Source organism: Stenotrophomonas sp. STEN009, assembly GCF_056760395.1.
Window position 1 is genome coordinate 1 of the sequence record NZ_JBRRES010000014.1, and the last position, 25,887, is coordinate 25,887.

General features: G+C 67.9%; 23 protein-coding genes and 1 other RNA gene. 5 read left to right on the forward strand and 19 right to left on the reverse strand.

Features of this window, described 5'->3' with window-relative positions:
* Nucleotides 1-162: 162 nt before the first annotated feature.
* A complete protein-coding gene (locus ACVOMM_RS08460) occupies nucleotides 163-1,116 on the reverse strand; it encodes a M23 family metallopeptidase (RefSeq protein WP_481526118.1) in 954 nt (317 codons plus the stop codon).
* 12 nt (nucleotides 1,117-1,128) lie between these two features.
* Here ACVOMM_RS08460 and ACVOMM_RS08465 point away from each other — a divergent pair, with 12 nt between their 5' ends.
* Nucleotides 1,129-1,578, forward strand: coding sequence for a DciA family protein (locus ACVOMM_RS08465; protein ID WP_053516447.1), 450 nt, complete (start codon nucleotides 1,129-1,131; stop codon nucleotides 1,576-1,578).
* Between the two features lie 281 nt (nucleotides 1,579-1,859).
* Here ACVOMM_RS08465 and lpxC read toward each other — a convergent pair whose 3' ends face one another.
* From lpxC to mraZ, 15 genes are all read right to left on the reverse strand, one after another.
* Nucleotides 1,860-2,771 carry a UDP-3-O-acyl-N-acetylglucosamine deacetylase gene (lpxC, locus tag ACVOMM_RS08470; RefSeq protein ID WP_053516449.1) on the reverse strand — a complete coding sequence of 304 codons (912 nt, stop codon included), beginning with the start codon at nucleotides 2,769-2,771 and terminating at the stop codon, nucleotides 1,860-1,862.
* A gap of 188 nt (nucleotides 2,772-2,959) precedes the next feature.
* Nucleotides 2,960-4,195, reverse strand: coding sequence for a cell division protein FtsZ (ftsZ, locus tag ACVOMM_RS08475; protein WP_053516450.1), 1,236 nt, complete (start codon nucleotides 4,193-4,195; stop codon nucleotides 2,960-2,962).
* A gap of 161 nt (nucleotides 4,196-4,356) precedes the next feature.
* Nucleotides 4,357-5,592 (reverse strand): cell division protein FtsA, encoded by a 1,236-nt coding sequence (gene ftsA / locus ACVOMM_RS08480; RefSeq protein ID WP_005408083.1) that lies wholly within the window; start codon nucleotides 5,590-5,592, stop codon nucleotides 4,357-4,359.
* A complete protein-coding gene (locus ACVOMM_RS08485; RefSeq protein WP_053516451.1) occupies nucleotides 5,589-6,338 on the reverse strand; it encodes a cell division protein FtsQ/DivIB in 750 nt (249 codons plus the stop codon). The genes ftsA and ACVOMM_RS08485 overlap by 4 nt, the downstream gene beginning before the upstream one ends.
* Entirely contained in the window at nucleotides 6,335-7,297 is a 963-nt protein-coding gene (locus tag ACVOMM_RS08490; protein WP_065182802.1) for a D-alanine--D-alanine ligase, read from the reverse strand. Before ACVOMM_RS08490 ends, ACVOMM_RS08485 begins: the two co-directional genes overlap by 4 nt.
* Entirely contained in the window at nucleotides 7,294-8,730 is a 1,437-nt protein-coding gene (murC, locus tag ACVOMM_RS08495; RefSeq protein ID WP_053516454.1) for a UDP-N-acetylmuramate--L-alanine ligase, read from the reverse strand. The genes ACVOMM_RS08490 and murC overlap by 4 nt, the downstream gene beginning before the upstream one ends.
* A gap of 40 nt (nucleotides 8,731-8,770) precedes the next feature.
* Entirely contained in the window at nucleotides 8,771-9,859 is a 1,089-nt protein-coding gene (gene murG / locus ACVOMM_RS08500; protein WP_065175811.1) for an undecaprenyldiphospho-muramoylpentapeptide beta-N-acetylglucosaminyltransferase, read from the reverse strand.
* On the reverse strand, nucleotides 9,856-11,172 hold the full coding sequence (gene ftsW, locus ACVOMM_RS08505) for a putative lipid II flippase FtsW (protein WP_065175812.1): 1,317 nt from the start codon (nucleotides 11,170-11,172) through the stop codon (nucleotides 9,856-9,858). Before ftsW ends, murG begins: the two co-directional genes overlap by 4 nt.
* Nucleotides 11,173-11,174: 2 nt before the next feature.
* On the reverse strand, nucleotides 11,175-12,260 hold the full coding sequence (mraY, locus tag ACVOMM_RS08510; protein ID WP_053516457.1) for a phospho-N-acetylmuramoyl-pentapeptide-transferase: 1,086 nt from the start codon (nucleotides 12,258-12,260) through the stop codon (nucleotides 11,175-11,177).
* Nucleotides 12,250-13,644, reverse strand: coding sequence for a UDP-N-acetylmuramoyl-tripeptide--D-alanyl-D-alanine ligase (locus tag ACVOMM_RS08515; protein ID WP_128989136.1), 1,395 nt, complete (start codon nucleotides 13,642-13,644; stop codon nucleotides 12,250-12,252). Before ACVOMM_RS08515 ends, mraY begins: the two co-directional genes overlap by 11 nt.
* Nucleotides 13,641-15,140, reverse strand: a complete 1,500-nt coding sequence (locus ACVOMM_RS08520; protein WP_253119411.1) for a UDP-N-acetylmuramoyl-L-alanyl-D-glutamate--2,6-diaminopimelate ligase — start codon at nucleotides 15,138-15,140, stop codon at nucleotides 13,641-13,643. The genes ACVOMM_RS08515 and ACVOMM_RS08520 overlap by 4 nt, the downstream gene beginning before the upstream one ends.
* Nucleotides 15,137-16,981 (reverse strand): peptidoglycan D,D-transpeptidase FtsI family protein, encoded by a 1,845-nt coding sequence (locus tag ACVOMM_RS08525; protein ID WP_065182805.1) that lies wholly within the window; start codon nucleotides 16,979-16,981, stop codon nucleotides 15,137-15,139. The genes ACVOMM_RS08520 and ACVOMM_RS08525 overlap by 4 nt, the downstream gene beginning before the upstream one ends.
* Nucleotides 16,978-17,241, reverse strand: coding sequence for a cell division protein FtsL (gene ftsL / locus ACVOMM_RS08530; RefSeq protein WP_053516463.1), 264 nt, complete (start codon nucleotides 17,239-17,241; stop codon nucleotides 16,978-16,980). The genes ACVOMM_RS08525 and ftsL overlap by 4 nt, the downstream gene beginning before the upstream one ends.
* Nucleotides 17,238-18,206 (reverse strand): 16S rRNA (cytosine(1402)-N(4))-methyltransferase RsmH, encoded by a 969-nt coding sequence (gene rsmH, locus ACVOMM_RS08535; protein WP_053516464.1) that lies wholly within the window; start codon nucleotides 18,204-18,206, stop codon nucleotides 17,238-17,240. The genes ftsL and rsmH overlap by 4 nt, the downstream gene beginning before the upstream one ends.
* A gap of 14 nt (nucleotides 18,207-18,220) precedes the next feature.
* Nucleotides 18,221-18,667 carry a division/cell wall cluster transcriptional repressor MraZ gene (mraZ, locus tag ACVOMM_RS08540; RefSeq protein WP_004143635.1) on the reverse strand — a complete coding sequence of 149 codons (447 nt, stop codon included), beginning with the start codon at nucleotides 18,665-18,667 and terminating at the stop codon, nucleotides 18,221-18,223.
* A 324-nt stretch (nucleotides 18,668-18,991) separates the two neighbouring features.
* On the opposite strand from mraZ, the gene ACVOMM_RS08545 reads away from it, so the two are divergent.
* Nucleotides 18,992-19,780 carry an NRDE family protein gene (locus tag ACVOMM_RS08545; protein WP_481526119.1) on the forward strand — a complete coding sequence of 263 codons (789 nt, stop codon included), beginning with the start codon at nucleotides 18,992-18,994 and terminating at the stop codon, nucleotides 19,778-19,780.
* A 51-nt stretch (nucleotides 19,781-19,831) separates the two neighbouring features.
* Here the strand turns inward: ACVOMM_RS08545 and rnpB are convergent.
* Nucleotides 19,832-20,183: RNase P RNA component class A (gene rnpB, locus ACVOMM_RS08550), an RNA gene on the reverse strand.
* An 87-nt stretch (nucleotides 20,184-20,270) separates the two neighbouring features.
* Nucleotides 20,271-21,089 (reverse strand): 16S rRNA (cytidine(1402)-2'-O)-methyltransferase, encoded by an 819-nt coding sequence (gene rsmI / locus ACVOMM_RS08555; protein ID WP_128989132.1) that lies wholly within the window; start codon nucleotides 21,087-21,089, stop codon nucleotides 20,271-20,273.
* An 81-nt stretch (nucleotides 21,090-21,170) separates the two neighbouring features.
* On the opposite strand from rsmI, the gene ACVOMM_RS08560 reads away from it, so the two are divergent.
* The 3 genes from ACVOMM_RS08560 to ACVOMM_RS08570 all read left to right on the forward strand — a co-directional run bounded on the left by ACVOMM_RS08560 (nucleotide 21,171) and on the right by ACVOMM_RS08570 (nucleotide 24,733).
* The gene (locus tag ACVOMM_RS08560; RefSeq protein ID WP_180875705.1) at nucleotides 21,171-22,892 is read left to right on the forward strand and encodes a penicillin-binding protein activator; all 1,722 of its coding nucleotides are present in this window, start codon (nucleotides 21,171-21,173) and stop codon (nucleotides 22,890-22,892) included.
* Nucleotides 22,882-23,250 (forward strand): YraN family protein, encoded by a 369-nt coding sequence (locus ACVOMM_RS08565; RefSeq protein ID WP_065182806.1) that lies wholly within the window; start codon nucleotides 22,882-22,884, stop codon nucleotides 23,248-23,250. The genes ACVOMM_RS08560 and ACVOMM_RS08565 overlap by 11 nt, the downstream gene beginning before the upstream one ends.
* Nucleotides 23,251-23,347: 97 nt before the next feature.
* Nucleotides 23,348-24,733, forward strand: coding sequence for an FAD-binding oxidoreductase (locus ACVOMM_RS08570; protein WP_180875704.1), 1,386 nt, complete (start codon nucleotides 23,348-23,350; stop codon nucleotides 24,731-24,733).
* Nucleotides 24,734-24,805: 72 nt separating this feature from the next.
* Here the strand turns inward: ACVOMM_RS08570 and thiL are convergent, their stop codons facing one another.
* Nucleotides 24,806-25,768, reverse strand: a complete 963-nt coding sequence (gene thiL, locus ACVOMM_RS08575) for a thiamine-phosphate kinase (protein WP_197571635.1) — start codon at nucleotides 25,766-25,768, stop codon at nucleotides 24,806-24,808.
* Between the last annotated feature and the right edge of the window lie 119 nt (nucleotides 25,769-25,887).

The window sequence follows — 25,887 nt, forward strand, 5'->3', positions numbered from 1 at the left end:
TGTCTGGGGGGGGGGGGGGGGGGGGTTTTGCGGGGGTGGGGGGGGGTTGTGGGTGCGTGGGGGGGGGGGTGTTGGTGTCTCTCGGGTGGCCTCGCCGCGGCGGGCTTTGCTTTTGCCTCCCCCCCCAAGGAGGGTGGCGCCGGGCCATGCCCGGCGCTGGAATCAGCCGCGGCTGATACGGCCGACCGGCGTGTTGCCGCCGTCGCCGAGGAACTTGCGCGGGTTCACCACGTTGCCGTTTTCCCAGACCTCGAAGTGCACGTGGGCGCCGGTGGAGCGACCGGTGGAACCGGCCTTGGCCACTTCCTGGCCGGCACGGACCAGATCGCCGACCTTCACCACCAGGCGCGAATTGTGCGCGTAGCGGGTGACGTAGCCGTTGCCATGGTCGACATCGACGACGTTGCCGTAGCCGCCCTTGACGCCGGAGAAGCTGACCACGCCATCGGCCACGGCCATGACCGGATCGCCGACCCGGGCGTGGAAGTCCATGCCCTTGTGGGTGGCGGCACCGCGGCCGAAGGGGTCGGCACGGGTGCCGAAGCCGGACGTGACATAGCTGTTGCGGATCGGCATGCGCGAAGGCACGGCGTTCTGCTGCAGCTGGTGATCGAACATCAGCGATTCCATCACCGACAGCTGGCGGCCTGAAGCAGCGAAACGCTGCTCCAGCACCTGTAAGTCGGCGTTGACATCCTTGACCGGGATGTCCGAGGTCGGGCCGCCGGCATCGCCGTCACCCAGGCCGGGAGTTTCGTTGAAGTCGAACTCGCCATCTTCCAGCTTGCCCATCTGGGTCAGCCGTTCGCCCAGGGCGTTGAGGCGGGTGGCCTGCGCCTGCAGCTCGCCGAGGCGGGCCGCCAGCGCGTTGACCTGGGTCTGCGCATCGCGCTGGACCTTGGCCAGTTCAGCCTCCCGGCGGTCGACCTTGGCCTGCAGCCGCGAATCGTTGAACGCGTTGGCGCCGATTCCGCCTGCAAAGCCGATAATGCAGCCTACCCCGAGCACGCTGCCCAGCAGGGCACGGGGGCGGTCCTCGAAATAGAACCGCAAACGCGTGAGCGCCGATTTGGCCTGACCTTCACGCGTTTTGATTACGATCTTTTTGAATGCCATCAGTGAGTTTTCATGTCTGAGCCGAAATCCAGCGTTCGCCCCGCTTCCGTGCCGAAACCGGCACTGGATGCGGTAATGGCGGACAAAAGCGGGAACCCGCTGCGGCGTGCCTTGTGGCTCGACGCGCTGGACCGTCAGTTGCGCCCCCAGTTGCCGCCACCTCTGCGCAGCCGTTGCCGGCTGGCCAATGTGGACGGGGAACACCTCGTTTTTCTCGTCGAGTCCCCGGTCTGGCATGCCAAGTTCCGGCTTGCCGAGGCCCAGCTTCTCGACGCGGCCCGGTCCATCGGGCTGAAGGCCACCAGGGTGACCATCAAGACTGCGTCCACCACTCCCTCACGCTCCCCAGCGATCGACAACCGGAATGGCCCCCACGCAGTTTCAGCCGCCACGCACAAAGGGCTACGCGACGCCTTGGCAGCCCTGCAGGATGTTCCTTCGAAGCCGAAGAAGCGGTCCTGAGGACAACGGAGCCTCCTGCTCCGCTCCCCGTCGCGCGTGTCACCGCAGCGTGAAACATTTCGGGGGCCGGGTCGCATCCTAGCGGTCCCCGGTGGACCTGTCGTTAGATTGTTGTTAAAACAACGTTAAATTCAGGCTTCCGATCCAACAGGTTCACGAAACCGTGACGACAGACCGACAGTCGCGTCACCTGCTGCGTCGTATCCATCGCAGCCTCCAGAAATGCGGACGCCGCCCTGAGAGGCGGCGTTTTTCCCTTTCAATTCAAAACGTTATGTGGATCAGGCGTAGGCCGGGGTGGCGTACTCGACCGGATCCGGTACCGCCGGCGAGTCATAGCTGACCCACTCCCACGCGCTGGCATCGGCCATCAGCGCGCGCACCAGCTTGTTGTTGAGCGCGTGACCGGACTTGAAGCCCTCGTAGGCGCCCAGCACCTGGCCACCGGCGAGGTAGAGGTCGCCGATCGCATCAAGGATCTTGTGGCGCACGAATTCGTCGGCGTAGCGCAGCCCGTCTTCGTTGAGCACGCGGAACTCGTCAAGCACGATGGCGTTGTCCATCGACCCGCCCAGGCCCAGATTGCGTTCACGCATGTACTCCAGGTCGCGCATGAAGCCGAAGGTGCGCGCGCGGGAGATTTCCTTGGTGTACGCCAGCGTGGAGAATTCGATTTCCTGGCGTGACTGCTTGGCCGGGATCATCGGGTGGTCGAACTGGATGGTGAAGCCCAGCTTGTACCCCTCGTAGGGCGTGAAGCGGGCCACCTTGTCACCCTCGGTCACTTCCACGGTCTTGAGCACGCGGATGAAGCGCTTGGGCGCATCCTGTTCCACGATGCCTGCCGACTGCAGCAGGAACACGAACGGGCCGGCCGAACCGTCCATGATCGGCAGCTCGGCCGAGGACAGCTCGACGATGATGTTGTCCACACCCAGGCCGGCCAGAGCCGACATCAGGTGTTCAACGGTCTGGACCTTGGCGTCGTTGCAGGTCAGGCCGGTGCACAGGGTCACTTCGGTGACCAGCTCCGCCTTGGCCGGCACTTCCACCACCGGATCCAGATCCACGCGGCGGAACACGATGCCGTGGTTGACCGGTGCCGGGCGCAGGGTCATGTAGACCTTGTCACCGCTGTGCAGGCCAACGCCGGTGGCGCGGATCGTGTTCTTGAGGGTGCGTTGCTGGATCATGGGGGCAGACCGGAAGTGACACATTAGATTAACACGCGCACTCCCCTACCCCGGCTGAAACGGCGGCAGGACACACCGGCGCGCGGGTGGGACACGCGTGAAGGGCCGCCGGGCCTATCCTGGCCCGGCGCCCGCACTTCAGGACATGGTGGCGCGACCCGGGGAGGACAAGCCCCGGGCAGCTCCGCTCAGTCCGCCTGGCGGCGCAGGAACGCCGGGATGTCCAGGTAATCGTTCGGCAGTTCCGCCGCCGCCGGGGCCGAAGAGGCCGGGGCCGACGCGGTGGAGGCTGCCGCGGTATCGCTGCTGGCACGACGCAGGCCCAGGCCCATGCCGCCCACGGCCTTGGAGACCGCATCGCCACCCGTGTCGAACTCGCCGAACTCCGGCTGGCCGGTGGTGGCATTGCGCACCAGCTTGATCGGCGCACGCTCGCCCGGACGCTGGCTCTTGCTGGCCGACACGCGGTTCAGGCCGGTAGCGACCACCGTCACGCGCACTTCGTCCTGCATGTCCGGATCCAGCACGGTACCGACCACCACGGTGGCATCTTCGGACGCGAAGCCATCGATGGTGCGGCCGATCTCGTCGAACTCGGCCATGGTGAAGTCGGCGCCGGCGGTGATGTTGACCAGGATGCCGTTGGCACCGGCCAGGTTCACATCGTCCAGCAGCGGGTTCTGGATCGCCGCTTCGGCGGCAGCCTGGGCACGGTCATCGCCACGGGCGGTGCCGGTACCCATCATCGCCAGGCCCATTTCGGACATGACGGTGCGCACGTCGGCGAAGTCGACGTTGATCAGGCCCGGACGCACGATCAGGTCAGCAATGCCCTGCACGGCGCCCTGCAGCACGTCATTGGCGGCACGGAACGCCTGGATCATGGTGGCGTTGCGGCCCAGCACGGTGATCAGCTTCTCGTTCGGAATCGTGATCAGCGAGTCGCAGTGCTGGCTCAGTTCCTCGATGCCCTTCAGCGCAACCTGCATGCGGCGACGGCCTTCGAACGGGAACGGCTTGGTGACCACGGCCACGGTCAGGATGCCCATTTCCTTGGCCAGCTGCGCCACCACCGGCGCCGCACCGGTGCCGGTGCCGCCGCCCATGCCGGCGGTGATGAACACCATGTCGGCGCCCTGCAGGGCGTCCATGATGCGCTCACGGTCTTCCAGGGCGGCCTGGCGGCCCACTTCCGGGTTCGCGCCTGCGCCCAGGCCCTTGGTCACGTTGGTGCCCAGCTGCAGCTGCAGCTTCGCACCGCAATTCTTGATGGCCTGCGAGTCGGTGTTGGCGGTGATGAACTCCACGCCGTCCACCGCCGAGTTGACCATGTGCGCCACGGCATTGCCGCCGCCGCCGCCCACGCCAACCACCTTGATCACCGCATTGGGTGCCATCTTTTCGATCAGTTCAAAATGCGCCATGTCCGTGTCCTCGTTGTATCCGCTTTCGATGGCATGGGCATTCGGGCGTCCTGCCGTCCTGCTGCATGCCGCCGTTGCGGCTGTGTGGGTTGTGTGTTGCCGGTGTTGCGTTGTGTTGCGGGTGTTGCATCCGGGCGATGCCCGGCGTTACGGGTTCCGCGTCAGAACTCGCCGCGGAACCAGGTCTTGAGTTTCTTGAACATGCTGCCGGCGCGCCCGGTCGGCAGCGATGGCCGGCGCGGATGCTCGATCTGGCTGCCCATCAGCAGCAGGCCCACGCCGGTGGCGTGCACCGGGTTGCCGACCACTTCGCCCAGGCCGGTGACGTGCTGCGGAATGCCCACGCGCACCGGCATCTGCAGCATCTCTTCAGCCAGCTCGACCACGCCTTCCATCTTCGATGCACCGCCGGTGAGCACCATGCCCGCGCGCACCAGCTCTTCGAAGCCGGAGCGACGCAGTTCGGCCTGCACCATCTCGAAGATTTCCTCGTAGCGGCCCTGCACTGCCTGCGCCAGCGAATGGCGCGGCATGCGCCGCGGCGGGCGATCACCCACCGACGGCACCTGGATGCTCTCCTCGGCAGTGGCCAGCTGGGCCAGGGCGCAGGCGTAGCGCACCTTGATCTGCTCGGCTTCCGGGGTCGGCGTGCGCAGCATGTGCGCGATGTCGTTGGTGACGTGGTCGCCGGCAATCGGCAGCGATGCGGTGTGGCAGATCGCGCCCTGCACGAACACCGCGATGTCGGTGGTGCCTGCGCCCATGTCGACCAGCACCACGCCCAGCTCGCGTTCGTCGGCGGTCAGCACCGCCACGCTGGAGGCCAGCGAGGACAGCACCAGATCATCCACCTGCAGGCCGCAGCGCTGCACGCACTTGCTGATGTTGGCGGCGGCGGACTGCGCGCACACCACCAGGTGTGCATGCACTTCCAGGCGCACACCGGTCATGCCCACCGGGTTGCGGATGCCTTCCTGCGAATCATCCAGCACGTACTCGCGCGGGATCGCATGCAGGATCTTCTGGTCGGCCGGAATCGCCACCGCCTTGGCAGCGTCGAGCACGCGGTCCAGGTCGCCCCAGGTCACCTCGCCATCGCGGATCGGCACGATTCCCGGCGAGTTCTTGCACTGCACGTGGTTGCCGGAGATCGAGGCGTAGACCGAACGGATCTCGCAGCCGGCCATCAGCTCGGCCTCTTCGACCGCACGCTGGATCGACTGCACGGTCGATTCGATGTCCACCACCACGCCGCGCTTGAGGCCGCGCGACTCGTGCGATCCGATGCCGATCACTTCGATCGGATTGCCCGGCGAATACTCGCCCACCAGCGCCACCACCTTGGAGGTGCCGATATCCAGGCCGACGATCAGCGATTTGTCACCCTTGCGATTCATGTCCTTTCCTGCGTCCTTCTTGCCGGGGTCGCCGGCGCGTCAGCCGGCGCGGCCGGGGTGCCCCAGCTCAGCGTGAAACCATTGGTGTAACGGAGATCGGCGCGCTCGATCGGCGCAGCCTGGTTGGCCAGTTGTGGCAGCACGCGCACGAAGCGCTGCAGGCGCGAACGGGCGTCATCGCGTCCTACCACCACTTCGGTGCCGTTGCTCAGCACCAGCGACCAGCTGCCGCGCGCATCCATGGTCAGGCGGCGCACGTCGACGCCGGCAGGCGCGAACAGCGCGCGTGAATCGTTGTACAGCTTGACCACTTCCTCGGTCTGGCTGTCGGGGCCATCCAGCTCGGGCAGCTGCAGGTCGGCCAGCTTCTTCGGCGTGGGGAACAGCTTGCCCTGCTCGGACAGCAGGCGACCCTCGCCCCAGCGGGCGAAAGGCTTGTGCTCGACCAGGGTCACTTCCAGCACGTCAGGCCACTGCTTGCGCACCTGCGCGCTTTCCACCCACGGCAGCTTCTCCAGTGCGTCCTGCGCATCCTGCAGCTTGACCGCGAAGAACCCGGCACGCGCATACGGCAACAGCACCTGCTGCAGCTGCTCGGCCGGCACGCGCTTGAATTCACCGTGCACGCGCAGCTTCGCCAGCGGCCAGCGCTCGGCGCCGACCCAGCCATTGACCACGGCCACCACCGGCAGTGCCACCACCGACAGCGCCAGAAGCCAGACGAAGATGCGCAGCACCGCGTTCATGCGTGGCCAGCCTCCAGGGTCTGTTCAAGCACGCGCCACACCAGCTCCTCGAAGCCGATGCCGGCCTGGCGGGCCGCCTTGGGCACCAGCGAGTGGCTGGTCATGCCCGGCGCGGTGTTCACTTCCAGCAGGAAGAAGCGGCCACTTGCGCGGTCACGCATCACGTCCACGCGCCCCCAGCCACGGCAGCCGGCGGCGCGGAACGCGGCCAGCGCGATGCGACGGATCTCGTCCTCGGCCTCGCCGTCCAGGCCCGGGCACAGGTACTGGGTATCTTCTGCGATGTACTTGGCGTTGTAGTCGTACCACTGGCCTTTGGGCACGATGCGGATCGACGGCAGTGCGACGTCGCCAAGGATGGCGACGGTCAGCTCGTCGCCGACCACCATCTGCTCCATCAGCAGCTGGCCGTCGTAGCGCGCGGCCAACGCCACCGCCTCGTCCAGGCCTGCTTCGTCGGTCACACGGCTGATGCCCACGCTCGAGCCTTCGTTGGCCGGCTTGACCACCACCGGCAGGCCCAGCTCGCGCGCCTGTGCGTGGACGGTCTCGGCAGTGACCTTCCGGTACTGCGGGGTGGGTAAACCGACCGAGAGCCACACCTGCTTGGTGCGGATCTTGTCCATGCTCAATGCCGAACCCAGCACGTCCGAGCCGGTGTACGGCACGCCGAAGGCGTCCATCAGGCCCTGCACGATGCCATCCTCTCCGCCACCGTTGTGACCGTGCAGGATGTTGAACACGCGATCGATGCCGCCGCCGGCCAATGCCCGGGCCAGGGCCGGAATGCCGTCCACGGCGAACGCATCGACGCCGCGCGACTGCAGCGCCTCCAGCACGTTGCGGCCGGAGTCCAGCGACACCTCGCGCTCGCTGGAGGTACCGCCGAGCAGGACGGCGACGCGGCCGAACACGGCCGGGTCGGTACTGCGCAGCGGCGGGAAGGTCAGCGTGCTCACGCCTCGCCCTCCGCCTTGAAGCCTTCCACTGCGATGTGGGTGGCGACGGCGCCGATATCGCCGGCCCCCATCATCAGCAGCAGGTCACCATCCTGCAGCACGTCCGGCAGCACGCTCGCCAGCTCGGCGGCCTTGCCCACCACCACCGGCTCGCTGCGGCCGCGGGCGCGGATGGCGCGTGCCAGCGCATGCGAATCGGCACCTGCGATCGGCTCCTCGCCGGCCGGGTAGACCTCGCTCAGTACCAGCGCGTCGACGCTGGACAGCACTGCAGCGAACTTGTCGAACTGGTCGCGGGTGCGGCTGTAGCGGTGGGGCTGGAACGCGACCACCAGGCGCTTGTCGGCCCAGCCGCCGCGGGCAGCGGCAAACACCGCCTCCAGTTCGCTCGGGTGATGACCGTAATCATCGATGATCCGCACCCTGGCACCGCTGGCGGTGGTGACTTCGCCCAGGTCGTTGAAGCGACGGCCGACCCCGGCGAAGGCCTCCAGCGCACGCGCAATTGCATCCGGTGCCACGCCCAGCTGCCAACCGACCGCAGCGGCGGCCAGCGCGTTGAGCACGTTGTGCCGGCCCGGCAGTGCCAGCACCACTTCCTGGCTGGTGCCCTGCGGCAGGCGCAGGGTGAAGCGCATGCGCGAGCCCTCCTGCACCACGTTCTCGGCGCGCACGTCGGCCTGCGGGCTCATGCCGTAGCTCATGACGTGGCGCGGCGTCCTGGCGGCCAGTGCAGCCACTTCCGGATCGTCGATGCACAGCACCGCCAGCCCGTAGAACGGAAGGCGCTGCAGGAATTCGGCGAATGCGGCCTGCACCCGGGCGAAGTCGTTGCCGTAGTTCTCCAGGTGGTCCGCATCGATGTTGGTGATGATCGACATCAGCGGATTCAGGCGCAGGAAGCTGCCATCGCTCTCATCGGCCTCTGCCACCAGCCACTGCCCACCGCCCAGCTTGGCATTGGCGCCGGCGGCCAGCAGCTGGCCACCGATCACGAAGGTCGGGTCCAGGCCGCCCTCGCTCAGCACCGCTGCCGTCAGGCTGGTGGTGGTGGTCTTGCCATGGGTGCCGGCCACGGCGATGCCGCGCCGGAAGCGCATCAGTTCGGCCAGCATCGCCGCACGCGGCATGATCGGAATGCGCTGGCTGCGCGCCTCCATCAGCTCCGGGTTGTCTTCGCGGATCGCGCTGGACACCACCACGCAGTCGGTGCCCAGCACATTGGCCGCCGAATGGCCACGCATGATGCGTGCTCCCAGGCCGGCCAGGCGGCGGGTGGCCGCATTGTCGGCATTGTCCGAACCGGACACTTCATAACCCAGCGTCAGCATCACTTCGGCGATGCCGCTCATGCCGGTGCCGCCGATGCCGACGAAGTGCACGCGCGGGAAGGCGCGCACCAGGTCGTTGGTGTCGTGCAGGCGACGGATCATGCGCGGCCTCGCGCAGGGCAGGCGCGCTGGCATGCCTTCTTCATACAGCTTCCTCGAGAATGATATCGGCGATGCGCTCGGCGGCATCGACCTTGGCCAGGGCACGCGCGGCTTGCGCCATCTGCATGCGGCGGCCGGGATTTTCGGACAGATCGCGCAGCAGTGCGGCAATGCCGTCTGCCAGCGTTCCGTCCTGCTTCAGCAAAACCGCCGCGCCGCGCTCGACCAGATACTCCGCGTTGCGGGTCTGGTGATCGTCGACGGCGGCGGGGAATGGCACCAGCACGCTGCCGACACCGACCGCGCACAGCTCGGCCAGGGTGGATGCCCCGGCACGGCACACGACCAGGTCGGCCCACGCGAATGCCTCGGCCATGTCCGCGATGAACGGCGTGATCTGCGCCTGCACGCCCGCCTTGGCATAGGCCTCGACCGCTTCGGCGTGCAGCTTCTCGCCGCTCTGATGGCGCACCTGCACCGGCACTTCCGCACCGAGCGCTGCGATGGCCTGCGGCACGCCGCTGTTGAGTGCGCGCGCACCCTGGCTGCCACCCACCACCAGCACGCGCAACGGACCGTGGCGATCGGCGAAACGCTGTTCCGGCGGCGCGATCGCGGCGATCTCCGCGCGCACTGGATTGCCCACCGCTTCTTCACCCTTGGCGAAGGTGCCCGGGAACCCGGTCAGCAGGCGGCGCGAGTAGCGCGACAGGATGCGGTTGGTCATGCCGGGTGCGCGGTTCTGCTCGTGCACCAGCAGTGGCAGCCCATGCAGGCGGGTGGCCATGCCACCGGGTCCCGAGGCGAATCCGCCGAAGGCAATCACCGCACGCGGCTGGCGACGGCGGATGATCATGCCGGCCGCACGCAACGCGCGCATCAGCCGCCACGGTGCGCCCAGCAGTGCCAGCTTGCCCTTGCCACGCAGGCCGGTGATGGACAGCGTGTCGATCGGAATGTCGTGCTGCGGCACCAACCGGGTTTCCATCGCGCCTTCGGCGCCCATCCAGGTGACCGGCACGCCACGCTCGCGCAGCACGCGGGCCACGGCCAGCCCTGGGAAGATATGCCCGCCGGTACCACCGGCCAGGATCATCACCGGGCGAACGTTGTGGTCGGCAGCGCTCATCCGAGCCTCCCGAAAGTCGGTTCGACGCGGGACTGCAGGCGGCTGGTGCCACGCACGGCAGGGCCCGCGCCGGCAGGCGCGTCCGCGCCCATCGGCAGCGACCCCGCGGACGGGGCGGACGGCTCTTCGGCCGGTGCGGTGGCAGCATCGTCGCCGCCGCCGATGCGCACGGCCTGGCGGCGCTCGGCACGCTTCAGCTCGTAGGACACGCGCAGCAGCAGGCCCATCGCCACGCACGTCATCAGGACCGACGAACCACCCGAGGAGATCAGCGGCAGGGTCAGGCCCTTGGTCGGCAGGATGCCCAGGTTCACGCCGATCGAAACGAAGGTCTGCATGCTGATCCACAGGCCGATGCCGAAGGCGATGTAGCCGGAGAAGTGGCGCTTCATTTCCACGCAGCGCATGCCCAGCCAGAAGGTGCGGCCGACCAGCAGCGCGAACAGGGCGATGATGACGCAGGTGCCCATGAAGCCGAATTCCTCGGCGGTCACCGAGAAGATGAAGTCGGTATGTGCTTCGGGCAGGTAGTACAGCTTCTGTACCGAATTGCCGAGGCCGACGCCGGTCCACTCGCCGCGCCCCACCGCCATCAGCGCGTTGGACAGCTGGTAGCCGTCGCCCTGCTGGTCGGCCCACGGGTCCAGGAACGAGGTGATGCGGCGCATGCGGTATGGCTCAATGATCGCCAGCGCGCTCATGCCGACCAGGCCGATGATCACCGGCATCGACATGCGCGGCATGTTGACTCCGCCCAGCACCAGCATGCCGGCCGTGATCGCCAGCAGCAGGGTCGACGAACCGAAGTCGGGCTGCAGCAGCAGCAGCACCACCAGCGCACCGGCCACGCCCAGCGGCTTGAGCATCGCCGGCCAGGTCGCGTTGACCTCGTCGCGGAAGCGCACCAGGTAGCTGGACAGCCAGACGATGTACAGCACCTTCACCGCTTCCACGGTCTGGAACTTGGAGACCCCCAGGTTGATCCAGCGGCGGGCACCATTGACGCTGCTGCCCAGACCGGGGATGAACACCACCAGCAGCAGTGCGAAGCAGCCCAGCAGCAGCACCTGGTTGTACTGCTCGATGGACTTCAGCTCGGTACGCGCGGCAATGGCCGCCAGCACGATGCCGATCGCCAGGAACACCAGGTGGCGGTTGAGGTAGTAGAACGGGCTGCTCATCAACGCGATCGAGCTCGACGCCACCATCACCACGCCCAGCCCGGTGAGCGCGAGCATCGCACCCAGCAGCCACTTGTCGTAGCTGCCTTCGATGGCTTCGAGGCGTGTTGCCTGGCGGGACAGGTCGTTCATCGTCAGCGCACCTTCAACGTGGCCAGGCCGATCAGCACGAGCACGACGGAGATGATCCAGAAGCGCACGATCACGCGCGGCTCCGGCCAGCCCTTCAGTTCGAAATGGTGGTGGATCGGCGCCATGCGGAACACGCGCTTGCCGGTCAGCTTGAACGAGGCGACCTGGATCATCACCGACAGGGTCTCGATGACGAATACGCCGCCCATGATCACCAGCACCAGTTCCTGGCGGGTGATCACCGCGATCGTGCCCAGCACCGCGCCCAGCGCCAGCGCGCCGATGTCGCCCATGAAGACCATCGCCGGATAGGTGTTGAACCACAGGAAGCCCAGCCCGGCGCCCGCGATGGCGGCGCAGATGATGACCAGCTCACCGGCACCGGGAATCTGCGGGATCTGCAGGTAGTTGGCGAACACCACGTTGCCGGAGGCGTAGGCGAACACGCCCAGCGCGCAGGCGACCAGCACGGTCGGCATGATCGCCAGGCCGTCCAGGCCATCGGTCAGGTTGACCGCGTTGGAGAAGCCGACGATCCAGAAGTAGGCGATGGTCACGAAGCCGATGCCGGCCAGCGGCAGCGCCACCGACTTGAACATCGGAATGTAGAAGGTCAGTGCGGCAGGCACATCGGCGGTATAGAACAGGAACAGGCCGGCGGCCAGTCCGAAGATCGACTGCAGCAGGTACTTCCAGCGCGACTTCAGGCCGTTCGGGTCGCGGCGGACGATCTTGATCCAGTCGTCGTACCAGCCGATCGCGCCGAAGCACAGCATCACCGCCAGCACCAGCCAGACGTAGCGGTTGCGCAGGTCGGCCCACATCAGCACCGACAGGGTGACGGTCAGCAGGATCAGCGAACCGCCCATGGTCGGCGTGCCGGCCTTGGAGAAATGGGTCTGCGGGCCGTCCTTGCGGATCGGCTGGCCGCCCTTGAACTGGGCAAGCTTGCGGATCATCGCCGGGCCGAGCCACAGCGACAGGAACAGGGCCGTCAACGCGGCAAGGATGGCGCGGAACGTCTGGTAGTTGAACAGCCCGAACAGGCTCTCCAACTGCTGCAACCATCGAGCCAGTTCATACAACATGCGGGGATTCCTCTCCTTGCGCCAGCAGCGCTTTGACGATCGTGTCCATGGCGCTGCCACGGGAACCCTTGACCAGGCAGCGCACGCCGGCGTGCAGCTCGTCCTTCAACGCCTGCGACAGCGCGTCATGGGTGGCGAATTGGCGGCCGCCTTCGCCGAACGCGGCGGCGGCGGCGGCACTGAGCGGACCGAGCGCATACAGGCGCTTCAGGCCTGCGGCGCGCGCGCGGACGCCGGCCTGCGCGTGCAGCGACTGCGCATCCGGGCCAAGCTCACGCATGTCACCCAGCACCAGCCAGCCCTCTTCCGGGGCGGCCGCCAGCGCATCGATGGCGGCGGCCAGCGAACCGGGATTGGCGTTGTAGCTGTCGTCCACCAGCACCGCACCATTGCGCAGCTGGTGGGCGATCTGGCGTCCGGGCACCGGCTGTGCGTCGGCCAGGCCGGCGGCGACCCATGCCAGGTCGATGCCGGCAGCCAGCGCCAGGCTGGCGGCAGCAAGCGCGTTGCTGACGTTGTGGCGGCCCGGCAGGCCCAGCACCACGCGTGCTTCGCCCATCGGCGAGACCAGCGTGAACTGGCTGCCCTGCGCACCGGCGCGGATGTCACGCGCGGTGATGTCGGCAGTGTGTTCCAGGCCGTAACGCAGCACGCGGCAGCGCGGCGGAACGCCGACGAAGTGCTGCTCGAACCAGCGTCCGTAGGCATCATCGACATTGATCACCGCCACGCCGTCGGCCGGCAGTGCGGCGTAGATGGCGCCCTTGGTGGTGGCCACGCCGAGCAGACTGCCCATCCGCTCAAGATGCGCAGGCGCGATGTTGTTGACCAGCGCATAGCGCGGGCGGGCGATATCGGTCAGGTAGGCGATGTCCCCCGGCTTGCCGGCGCCCATCTCGTAGACGGCGTAGTCGGCATCTTCCGGCGCATCGATCACCGCCAGTGGCAGGCCGATCTCGTTGTTGCGGTTGCCCGGGTTGGCATAGACCACCTTGTGCGCGTGCTGCGCCACCTGTTGCAGGATGGCCAGCAGCAGGCTCTTCACGCTGGTCTTGCCGTTGCTGCCGGTGATCGCGAAGACCTCGGTGCTGCGGTCGCGCTGCATGCCCGTGGCGATCTTCGCCAGCGCCAGTTCGCTGTCGGCGACCAGCACCTGCGGCAGCTCGACCGGCAGCAGGCGCTCGACCAGCAGCGCGCTGGCGCCACGGGCCTGCGCGTCGGCGGCGAAGTCATGGCCATCGAAGCGCTCGCCACGCAGGGCCACGTACAGGCTGCCCGGGCCAAGACTGCGGGTATCGTTGCTGATGGCATCGATGGCGACATCGTCGCCGTGGATCTCGCCGCCGGCCCAGTGCGCGATCAGCGACAGCAGGGTGCGCTTCATCGTGCACCCTCCGCCGCCAGCACACCGGCCTTGGCAGCCAGTGCAGCGGCCGCCACTTCGGTGTCGTCGAAGTCGTGGCGTACGCCCTTGATCTCCTGGTAGGGCTCATGGCCCTTGCCGGCGATCAGGATGATGTCGCCGGCACCGGCGCGCTTCACGGCCAGGCCGATCGCGCGCGCACGGTTGCGCTGCACCGTCACCGCGCCGGCATCGGTGAATCCTGCAAGGATGTCGGCGACGATGCGGTCACCGTCCTCGCCACGCGGGTTGTCATCGGTCACGATGACCTGGTTGGCCAGCCGCTCGGCAATGGCCGCCATCTGCGGGCGCTTGCCGGTGTCACGTTCACCGCCACAGCCAAACACACAGAACAGCGTGCCCTGCAGATGCCCGTGCAGGCTGTCCAGTGCCTGTTCCAGTGCATCCGGCGTGTGCGCGTAGTCGATGACCACGGTCGGCAGGCCCTGCTCGCCACCAAGGCGGTTCATGCGGCCGCGGATCGGCTGCAGCGCCGACAGTACCTCGGCGATACGCGGCAGTGACTGGCCCTGTGCATGCAGGGTGCCGGCCACGGCCAGCAGGTTGTCGACGTTGAAGCGGCCCAGCAGCGGCGACTGCACGGCAGCACGCTGGCCGTCGATGAGCAGTTCGAAGGCGATGCCACGGCCGTCCAGCTGCAGCGCTTCGGCGCGCACGTTGGCATCGGCCGCACCGCGCGAACTCAAGCCGATCGGCAGCACGCCGGCCGGCAGGTCGGCGAACAGCTGGCGACCGAACGCGTCGTCGAGGTTGATCACCGCCGCCTTCAGGCCCGGGCGATGGAACAGCCGCGCCTTGGCCGCGCCGTAGCTGGCCATGTCGCCGTGGTAATCGAGATGATCGCGGGTGAGGTTGGTGAACACGGCCACGTCGTAATGCACGGCATCGACGCGGCCCTGATCCAGCGCATGTGAACTGACTTCCATCGCCACCGCACGCGCGCCCTGGTCGCGCAGCTGTGCCAGCAGGGCATGCATCTGCAGCACCAACGGCGTGGTGAAGCCGGTCGGCTCGACCGCGCCGTAAAGTCCAGCACCCAGCGTGCCGATACTGCCACTGGGCGTTCCCAGCAGATGCCAGGCCTGGGCCAGCAGCTGCACGGTGGACGTCTTGCCGTTGGTACCGGTGACACCCACCATCGCCATTGCCCGCGACGGTGCACCGTGGAACTGGTCAGCCATTGCGCCCATGCGTGCGCGCAGGCCCGGTACCGCAATGGCATCGGCCGGTGCGGGCAGATCGTCCGGTGCCGGCGGCTCGAACAGGATCGCGCCGGCGCCCGCCGCGCGCGCCTGATCGACGAAGCCCAGGCCATGTGCGCCGAAGCCGGCGATGGCCACGAAGGCATTGCCGGGGCGTACGGCACGGCTGTCCAGCACCAGGCCGGTCAGAACGGGATCATGGCCCGCCAGGGCCACGTCCGGAAGCAACTGCGAAAGCAACATCGAAGGGCTCATTGCGTGCCTCCCGTGGCGGGCGGCGTCTGGACCTGCGCGCTGGGCAGCGCGGCATCGAATTCGGCGGCGGCATCGACCGGCAGCGCGGTCTCGGCCGGCGGGGCCGGCAGGATCGAGGCCGAGTGCCCCATCTTTCCGGACTGCTGCGCGGCCAGCCACGACTGCAGGTCGTCCAGCGGCACATCCATCAGGCGCAGAGTGCCTTCCATCACATTGTGATAGACCGGCGCCGACACCAAGCCGCCGTAGAACTTGCCGGCCTGCGGATCATTGATGACGATGACAGTGGCGAAGCGCGGGTTGGTGGCGGGCACCACGCCGGCGAACAGCGCGTTGTAGTGACCGCGCTCGTAGCCGCCGGGGCCGGCCTTGCGCGCAGTACCGGTCTTGCCGGCGACGTGGTAGCCCAGGACCGCTGCCTGCTTGGCGCCGCCCTGGGTGACCACCGTTTCCATCATCGCCACCACCTGCTTGGCGACGTTCTCGTCGATGATCTGCTGGCCTTCGTTGCGCTGCCCCTTGACGAAGGTCGGTGCGATCAGGCGACCACCGTTGGCCAGCGCCGAGTACGCGGTGGCGATCTGCAACGGCGTGACCGACAGGCCGTAGCCATAGGACATGGTGGTCTTGGTGGTTCCCGACCAACGGCCCGGACGCATCACCACACCTCCCGACTCACCCGGGAAACCGCTGTGCGGTACCGAGCCGTAGCCGAAGCGTCGCACACCGTCATAGAAGGTCTGGTCAGGCATCTTCGCCGCGACCTTGGCGGCACCCACGTTGGAGCTGCGGGTGATCACGCCGGTCACGTTCAGTACCCCGTTGTTGCGCGGCACGTCGCGGATGGTGAAGCGGCCCAGGGTCATGTAACCCGGATTGGTGTCGACGATGGTGTCCTTGGTCACCACGCCTGCCTGCAGCGCGGTGGCGATGGTCAACGGCTTCATCGTCGAGCCCGGTTCGACCAGATCGGTCACCGCGCGATTGCGGCGCGAATCGGGCAACGCACCGGTCAGCGAGTTCGGGTTGTAGGTCGGCAGGTTGACCATGGCCAGGATCTCGCCGGTGGTCACGTCCATGATGACCATCGAACCGCCGGCCGCCTTGTTGGCCACCAGCGCATTGCGCAGTTCCTTGAAGGCCAGGTACTGGATGCGGCGATCGATGCTGAGGGTCAGGTCCTTGCCCGGTTCGGCGGCACGCAGCAGATCGCTCTCGACGGTCTCGCCCTTGCGGTTGCGGATCACCCGCTTCGCGCCCGGCTTGCCGCGCAGCCATTCGTCGAACGCCAGTTCCAGGCCTTCCTGGCCCCGGTCGTCGATGTTGGTGAAACCCAGCACATGCGCCATCGCTTCGCCCTGCGGGTAGAAGCGGCGGAACTCGCGCTGCGCGGCCACGCCTGGAATCTTCAGCGCGACCACCTTTTCTGCCTCGTCCGGATTGATCCGGCGACGCAGGTACATGAATTCCTTGTCCGACTTCTGCGACAGGCGGCTGCTCAGCTCGTCCACCGACATGCCCACGGCCTGCGCCAGTTCCGGAATGCGGTCAGGCGCGCGCAGCAGGTCCTGCGGGTTCACCCAGATCGAGGCCACCGGGGTGGAGACCGCCAGCGGTTCGCCGTTGCGGTCGGTGATCATGCCGCGCGAGGTCTTGATCGGCAGCTCGCGCAGGTAGCGGGCCTCGCCCTGGCGCTGGTAGAAATCGCTGTTGATGATCTGCACGTAGGCCGCGCGGCCGACCAGCGACACCGAACACAGGCCGAGCGCCAGCGCCACCCAGCGCAGGCGCTGGCGCAGGTTGAAGGCGTTGCGTGGACGGTTGCGGCCGGTCTTGCTCATGGGCGCACCACCACTACGTCGGCGGCTTCGGGGAACTTCATGCCCAGCTTTTCACGGGCGATGCGGTCGACGCGGTTGGCTTCGGCCAGAGTGGCCTGTTCCAGCTGCAGGCGGCCGAATTCGATGTTCAGGTCATCGCGCGCACGCTCGGCGCGCGACAGCTCGATGAACGTCTGCCGGTGGCGGTGGCGCACGAACACCACGCCGATCGCCGAGGCCACGGTGGAGGCCAGCAGAATGATCAGCAGCAGGCGGCTCATGCGTCGGCCTCCCGCTTCTGGGCCACGCGCAGCACGGCGCTGCGCGCGCGCGGGTTGGCGGCCAGTTCGTCGTCCGTGGCCTTGATGGCCCCGCCGATCAGGTCCAGAGTCGGCACGAACGCGACCGCTTCAGGCAGGCGGCGGTTGGCAGGCGGCGCCTTGGCCAGACGGTTCATGTACTGCTTGACGATACGGTCTTCCAGCGAATGGAAGCTGATGACCGCCAGCCGGCCGCCGGGCTTGAGCCGCTCCACCGCCGCGTCGAGCCCGGCCTCCAGATCGGCCAGCTCGCGGTTGATGTGGATGCGGATGGCCTGGAAACTGCGGGTGGCCGGATGGATCTTGTCCTTGCCACGGGGCATCACCGACGCGATCAGTTCGGCCAGTTCGGCGGTGCGGGAGAACGGCTGCTTCTCGCGGCGGGCAACGATGGCGCGGGCGATGCGCCGGCTCTGCCGCTCTTCGCCGTAGGTCCACAGCACGTCGGCGATCTCGCGCTCTTCGACGCGGTTGATCCACTGCGCGGCACTTTCGCCGCTGTCCGGATCCATGCGCATGTCCAGCGGGCCGTCCTTGCCGAAGCTGAAACCACGTTCGGCCACGTCCAGCTGCGGTGAGGACACGCCGAGATCGAACAGCACGCCATCCAGGCCTTCGGCCGTCTCGTTCCACTGCAGCAGCTGGGCGAAGCTGCCACGGAAAATCGACACGCGCGGGTCCGGCGCGAAGTCGCGCTCGGCCACAGCGATGGCTTCCGGATCCTTGTCCATGACCAGCAGGCGTCCCTCCGGCCCCAACTGGGTGAGCACGCCACGTGCGTGACCGCCACGACCGAACGTGCCATCCAGATAACGTCCGTTTTCGATCACCCTCAGGCCGTCCAGGACCTGGGTGTACAGGACCGGCAGGTGCACCGCCGGCGACTGCGACACCGGAAGGTGACCGGCCTGCGCTTCTGGGCGCATCCGGGCACCCCGGCTCACAACTTCAGGTCGAGCAACCCATCGCCCAGATCCTCGTCAGACAACGTCTGCTGGATCAGGGCACGATGCGCCTGCTCGCTCCACAATTCGAACTTGTCGCCCATACCGAGCAATACCGCCTTCTTTTCTATGCCCACCGCACCGCGGTGGCTGGCGGGAATGCTGATACGACCGTTGCCGTCCAGCTCCAGGTGGGCGGCCGAGCCGACCAGCTTCTGCTGCAACAGGCGCACGACGCGCTGGGTATTGGGCTTGGACATGACATCGTCGCGGACCCGCTCCCATTCGGACTCGGCATACAGCCACAGGCAGCCGGCTTCGAACGGGTTGTAGGTCAACACGAGACGGTTGTTGCTGGCGCGCGCGACGAGGTCGCGGTAAGCGGTGGGAACCGCCATGCGCCCCTTGTCGTCAACTGTGATGGCCGTCTCGCCCTGAAACACGACGCCTGCACCTTGTCCTTCGCCCGGTGAAACATTGAACCACGAAAACCCACAAAACACCCGGATTTCCCTCTGATGCCCACCTTAGCAGCGAGCGAAGGGTTGTCAACAACTTTTCCGCAGGGAAATCGCCAGCCACATCAATGGCTTGCAGCAACCTTTAGAGAATTGTTCAAGGCTTATCCACAAGTTGCTGATCCGTCTCAATTTTTGAGATTGAACGGAAGTTCAGGCCTGTGCAGGGGGCGTGAAACATCGCCCCCGCATTCATCGGGAACTGGCTGAAAGCGGCGCCAGACTGCGCAAACCGGGCACAATGACGTCATGTGCCTGCTTGCTCTTGGCTGGATGCACCATCCGCGCTGGCGGCTGGTGATGACCGGCAACCGTGATGAGTTCCACGCCCGCCCCACTGCGGCGCTGGCCCGCTGGCAGGATGAGACCTCCGTCATCGGCGGGCGCGACCTCCGCTCCGGAGGAGGCTGGGCCGGCGTCGGTGCCGGCGGCCGGATGGCGGTGGTCACCAATGTGCGCGATCCGCTGGCCGCCCAGACCGGTCCCTCGCGTGGCGCGCTGGTGGCCGACTTCCTGCGTGGCCGCGACCCGGCCGCAGTGCATATCGACCGCTTGGCGGCCGTGGCCGGCGCCTACGCCCCGTTCAACCTGCTGCTGGCCGATAGCGACAGCCTGGAGTATCTGGGCAACCACCCTGCCGAACGGCAGCGCCTGGGGCCGGGCGTGCATGGCATGTCCAACGGTGCACTGGATGCCCCCTGGCCGAAGACACAGCGGCTGATGGCGGCGCTGACGGCCTGGCTGGAAGAAGACGGGTTCAGATCTCCTTCGCAAAGCGGAAGGGATCTGACCCCGGACCTGACCCCGCTATGGACCGCGCTGGCCGACGAACACCGGCCTGCCGACAGTGACCTGCCGGACACCGGCATCGGACTGGAACGCGAGCGCTGGTTGAGCCCGGCCTTCATCCGCGGCGACGACTACGGCACCCGTGCCAGCACCGTGCTGCTGATCGATGGTGATGGCCACGGGCAGATCCATGAACGCCGCTTCGGGCCGCAGGGCGTATTCGTCGCCGGAAGCCGCATCGACTTCTGAACGGCGGGCAGGATGCCGCCGGGCATGGCCCGGCGCTACACAGGTGAATGGAGGCGGAGCCGGCCGATAAGCCGGGTTCTGTCGTGGACAGTCATTCCTCTAGGCGTTACGTCACCGCAACGCTCAAGCAACCTACCCGGATCCAACGCGGGCCGCGCCAAAGGATCCCTATTTGGTCTTGCTCCAGGTGGGGTTTGCCGTGCCGGTCTGTTACCAGACTCGCGGTGCGCTCTTACCGCACCATTTCACCCTTACCGGCCTTCCGAAGAAGACGTAGGCGGTATCTTTCTGTTGCACTTTCCGTCGGCTTGCGCCGCCCAGGCGTTACCTGGCACCTTGCCCTGTGGAGCCCGGACTTTCCTCGGCACCCCGCAAGGGATGACGCGACTGTCTGGCCGGCTCCGCCAGCGCGCATTCTACCGTACGCGGGTGGTTCCTGCCCGGTGGCTGTTCGATGCCGCGCGACGCGCACGCCGGGCATGGCCCGGCGCTACCGGCCGTACAACGCCTTGCGCGGTGCGCCGGTCAGCTCGGCGGCCAGCTTGGCGGCGGTCGACGGGGGCAGGTGCTCGCTCAATGTGGCGTAGACGCGACGGCCATGGGCCAGCTGCGCTTCCTCGTCGTCGCCGGCCCCTTGCACCATCACCACGAACTCGCCCTTGCGCTGGTTCTCGTCGGCTTCGACCGCTGCCAGCAAGGCCGCCAGATCGCCATCCAGCACGGTCTCGAACAGCTTGGTCAGCTCCCGTGCCAGCACCGCAGGCCGCTCACCGCCGAAGATCGCCGCCATGTCCGCCAGGGACTCGGCGATCCGGTGCGAGGATTCGTAGAACACCATCGTGCGCACCTCGCCGGCGAGCGCCTGCAGCCGGTCGCGGCGCCCGCTGGCCTTGGCCGGCAGGAATCCCTCGAAACTGAAGCGATCGCTGGGCAGGCCGGCCACGCTGAGCGCGGCAATGGCGGCACAGGCACCCGGAACCGGGCTGACCCGGATGCCCGCCGCACGCGCGGCCCGTACCAGGCGGAAGCCGGGATCGCTGACCAGCGGCGTGCCGGCATCGCTGACCAGCGCCAGCGATTCGCCCGCCTGCAGGCGCGAGACCAGTCGCTGCGCCAGGGCGTCTTCGTTGTGCTCGTGCAGCGCCACCAGCGGCTGCTGGATGCCGAAATGGGACAACAGCTGGCCGCTGCGCCGCGTGTCTTCGGCACAGATCGCCGCTACCGAACGCAGCACCTCCTGTGCGCGCGGACTCAGATCGGCCAGGTTGCCGATCGGCGTGGCGACGACATACAGGGTGGGGACACTCATTTCAGCGGTACTCACGGGGCAAGGGTAGAATCCTAGCGTGTACCTGGCCAAGGCCGCTGCCCTCATCGCATGGACCCGATCATGAACAAGCCCGCCGCACGCATCTCCGCCCTTTCGTTGTCGCTGATGCTCCTGGCCGGCTGTGCCACCACCAGCTTCACCAGCGCGCCCGAATCGCCGGCCCAGAGCCAGGCGCTGGCGCTGATCGAACAGGGCAAGCCGCGCGACGCCGCGATGCAGCTGGAGGGCCTGGCGGCCACCCTGCGCGGCAGCGCGCGCAGCAATGCCCTGGCGGATGCAGCCTGGGCGTGGCACCTGGCCGGCGACAGCACCCGCGCGCGCAGCCTGTTGGGGCAGCTCAGCGCCCGCCAGCTGTCCGGTGCCAGCCTGCAGCGTTACCAGCTGACCGGCGCCGAGCTGGCACTGGCTGACAAGCAACCCGCACAGGCGCTGGCCCTGCTCAGGGACAATGGCGACAACGTCGCACCCGGCCTGCGCACGCGCTGGCTGCTCGCCCGTGCCCAGGCCCTGCAGGTCACTGGCGATGCCTTCGGCGCCGCCAGCGACCGCGCACGCGCGCAGGCCGGCCTCACCGGCAGCGCGCGCAACGAGAACCAGGCGGCCATTTCAGGCCTGCTCGGCACCCTCGACGATGCCACCCTGCGCAGCCGTGCCGCCGCGCTGCCGGCCAACGATCCGCTGTACAACTTCGCCGGCCGTGCGTTGATCGCCCGCGGCCTGCCGCTTCCGCGTCCGTTCGACCGCGACGGTGCCGCCCAGTTCGATACCAGCAAGCGCCCGCCGGCAATGAGCGATGGCTACCGCCCGCCGGCGAAGCTGGCCGTGCTGCTGCCACTCAGTGGCCGCCTTGCCACCGCGGCACAGCCGGTGCGCGATGGCCTGCTCGCCGCCTATTACGGCGAATCGCGCCGCCGCCCGGACATCAATTTCTTCGATACCGCCGGCACGCCGGCCGGTGCATTGGCTGCTTACGACAAGGCAGTGGCCTCCGGTGCCGACTTCGTCGTCGGCCCGCTGGGCCGCGATGAAGTGGATGCGGTATACGGCCGCCAGCCGCTGCAGGTGCCGGTGCTGGCACTGAACCGTGGCAAGGATTCACCGCCGGCCGGCAGCGCCGGCTTCTCGCTCGCCCCGGAAGACGACGGCATCGTCGCCGCCGAATACCTGCGCGGCCGTGAGCGCAATCGCGCCCTGGTCATCAGCAGCAGCGACGATACCGGCCGCCGCGCCGCCGCGGCCTTCTCCCAGCGTTTCACCCAGCGCGGTGGCCAGGTGGCCGCCACGGTATCGGTCGCTGAAGCGGTGGGCGATGTCGGCGCCCAGGTGCGCAATGCCGGCCAGGTCGACGCTGTGTTTCTCGCCGTGCGCGCTCCCCAGGCGCGGCTGCTCGCGCCGCAGCTGGCGCTGGCCGGTGTCGGCGGCGCCACCCGCGTCGGCACGTCCCAGCTGACCATCGGCAGCGGCAAGGTGGAGGAAGACGTGGCGCTGGACGGCATCGTCTACCCGAATGAAGCCTGGAACGTGCGCAGTGTCTCCGGCCTGCCGTCGGCCAGCCAGGTCGCCAGCACGCTGCCCAGCGCGCGCGGTGCCGCCGGCCGCCTGTTCGCCTTCGGCGCCGACGCGTGGAAGATCAGCAGCTATCTGGACAAGCTGGCCAACGAAGGCGGCCTGGAAGGCGCCACCGGCACCCTGTTCCTCGATGGCAACGGCAACATCCTGCGCCAGCCGGCGTGGTCGACCTTCAGCGGCGGCCGGCCGATGCCGATCGTCGGTGGTCGCTGAGCGCACGCAGCGGGGCTCGGCGGTGGAAACCGCCGCCGAGCTGCACCTGCAACAGGCCGGGCTGCAGCCACGCGCGCGCAATGTCCGTTATCGAAGCGGTGAACTGGACCTGGTGATGGACGACGCCGGTACAGTGGTTTTCGTGGAGGTGCGGTACCGCGCGCGCAGCGACTTCGGCGGCGCTGCCGCCTCGGTCGACCCCCGCAAATGCCGGCGCCTGGTACAGGCCGCACAGTTGTACCTGCAGGCGCATCCTGCACTGGCCGATGCGCCCTGCCGCTTCGACGTGGTCGAGGCCAGCGGCGAACCGCCACAGCTGCACTGGCTGCGCGACGCATTCCGGCTGGACGACTGCTGATGCCCTCGATCATCACCCACGCTGCCGTGCCGATGCCCGGCGCAGAAGCCGCCTGTAAGGCCATCCACTCCGTACCGGTTGTTCCACGAGATCCAACATGAGCCCTGCCCTGCCCGCTGCCCTGGTTGCCGAACTGTCCGCCCTGCTGGGCACGGAGGGCTGGCGCATGGATGACACCGCGCTGGAGGCGAATGCGCAGGACAACTCATGGCGCCGGCAACGCCCCGCCGCCGTCGCGCTGCCGGCCGACACCGAACAGGTGCAGGCGCTGGTCCGCGCCTGCCGCGTGCACGGCGTGGCCCTGGTCGCGCGTGGCGCGGGCACCGGTACCACCGGGGCGGCGGTGCCCCTGCCTGGCAGCATCGTGCTGTCGTTCACCCGCATGGATCGCATCGTCGAGATCCGTGCCGGTGATCGCTGCGCGGTGGTGCAGCCTGGCGTGCTCAACGGCGCCCTGCAGCAGGCGCTGACACCGCATGGGCTGTTCTGGGCGCCGGACCCGTCCAGCGCGGAGATCTGCAGCGTCGGCGGCAACCTCGCCTGCAATGCCGGTGGCCCACGCGCGGTGAAGTACGGCACCAGCCGAGACAACGTACTGGGGCTGGTCGCGGTCACCGGCACCGGCGAGGTGATCCGCTGCGGTGGTGCCTATACCAAGGATGCAACCGGCTACGACCTGACCCATCTGCTGGTGGGTAGCGAGGGCACCCTGGCGCTGATCGTGGAAGCTACCTTGAAGCTGACGCCGCTGCCGGTCGCGCAGGCCGGACTGCGCGTGCTGTACCGCGATGCCGATGCCGCCGCCGCCGCGGTATCGCGGCTGATGTCGCAGCCAGTGGTACCCACCCGCCTGGAGTTCATGGACGCGCGCAGCCTGGAACTGCTGCGCCTCAATGCCGCCGACGTACCGGAGGCCGGCGCGATGCTGCTGGTCGAGGCCGATGGCGACCACGACACCCTGCCCTACCTGCTGCAGGCGCTGGCCAGCGCTGCCGAAGGCGACGGCATGATGGAACTGGACGTAGCGATGGAGGGCCGCGCACGCGACCAGCTGTGGGCGGCGCGCAAGGCACTGTCGCCCGCGCTGCGCAGCGTTGCGCCCGGCAAGATCAACGAAGACGTGGTGGTGCCGGTATCGCGCATTCCCGACCTGGTTGCCGGGGTACAGGCGCTGGCAGGCCAGTACAGCCTGACCATCGTCACCTTCGGCCATGCCGGCAACGGCAACCTGCACGTCAACATCCTGTACCACCCGGACGATGCCGATGAGAGCGCGCGAGCGCATGCGGCGCTGCCGAAGATCTTCGCGCTGACGCTGGCACTGGGCGGCACACTGTCCGGTGAACATGGCATTGGCCTGGCCAAGCGCGATTTCATGGCGCAGGCGTTCACTCCCGCCACGCTGGCGACCATGCGCGCGATCAAGGCCACGCTGGACCCGGATGGCATCCTCAACCCGGGCAAGGTGCTGCCGCCTGCATGAGGCGCCGCCCTGTGCATGAACGCCGTCCGTGTCAGGACGGTAGCGCCGGGCCATGCCCGGCGTCTTCATTCGTCAGGCGAAGTGCTGATAACCACCGTCGGCCACTTCGCCATCCACGTGCACGCCCTGCCCTTCGGCGATGCGGCCAATGCGGGTGAGCGGCAGGTCCAGCGATTCGGCGAGGTAATGCAGTGCGTCGCGCTGATCGGCGGCTGCAGTGAAGCACAGCTCGTAGTCGTCTCCGCCCCGCAACGCGCAGTCGCGCGCGCCATCGCGGCCGAGCAGCTCACGCAGCGCGTGCGAGATCGGCAACGCATCGGTATCGACGTGCGCTGCCACGTCACTGCGGCGGGCGATGTGGCCCAGATCGGCCAGCAGTCCGTCGGACACATCCACTGCCGCATGCGCGAAGGCACGCAGGCGCAGGCCGAGGGTGACACGCGGCGTCGGCCGCAGCAGGCGCAGGCGCAGGCGTTCGTAATCGGCCAGCAACGTGGCCGTGGCCACGTTCAGCGCCCCCTGTTGCCACAGGCGCAGCGCACCTGCCGCATCCCCCAGCGTGCCACTGACCCAGATGTCATCGCCGGCCTGTGCACGGTCGCGGCGCAGGGCCTGACCACGGCCAACCTGGCCCATTGCGGTGACAGACAACGACAGCGGTCCGCGCGTGGTGTCACCCCCGATCAGCGCGACGTCATGCTGGTCGGCCAATGCGAAGAAGCCATCGGCGAATGCCTCGATCCAGTCTTCGGACGTTTCCGGCAATGACAGCGCCAGGGTGCACCAGGCCGGTCGCGCGCCCATCGACGCAAGATCGGACAGATTGACCGCCAGCGTCTTCCAGCCGATATCGAAGGCCGGCGTCTCCACCGGGAAGTGCACGCCACTGTTGAGTGTATCGGCGGTCACCACCAGCTGTTCATTCGCGCGCGGCTGCAGCAGCGCAGCATCGTCACCGATGCCGAGCAGCACGTCATCGCGCTCGGCGGTGCGGGCGCGGATACGGTCGATGAGGGCGAATTCGGCCAGGGACATGGGGCGTTCTGCTCTTAGGTAGCAGCCGGGCCATGCGCGGCTGCAGTTCGATCACGCGCCACACTACCGGACGCAGCCCTGCCCTGCGCGGCAAGCCAGGCAGGGCACGGCTCTACAGC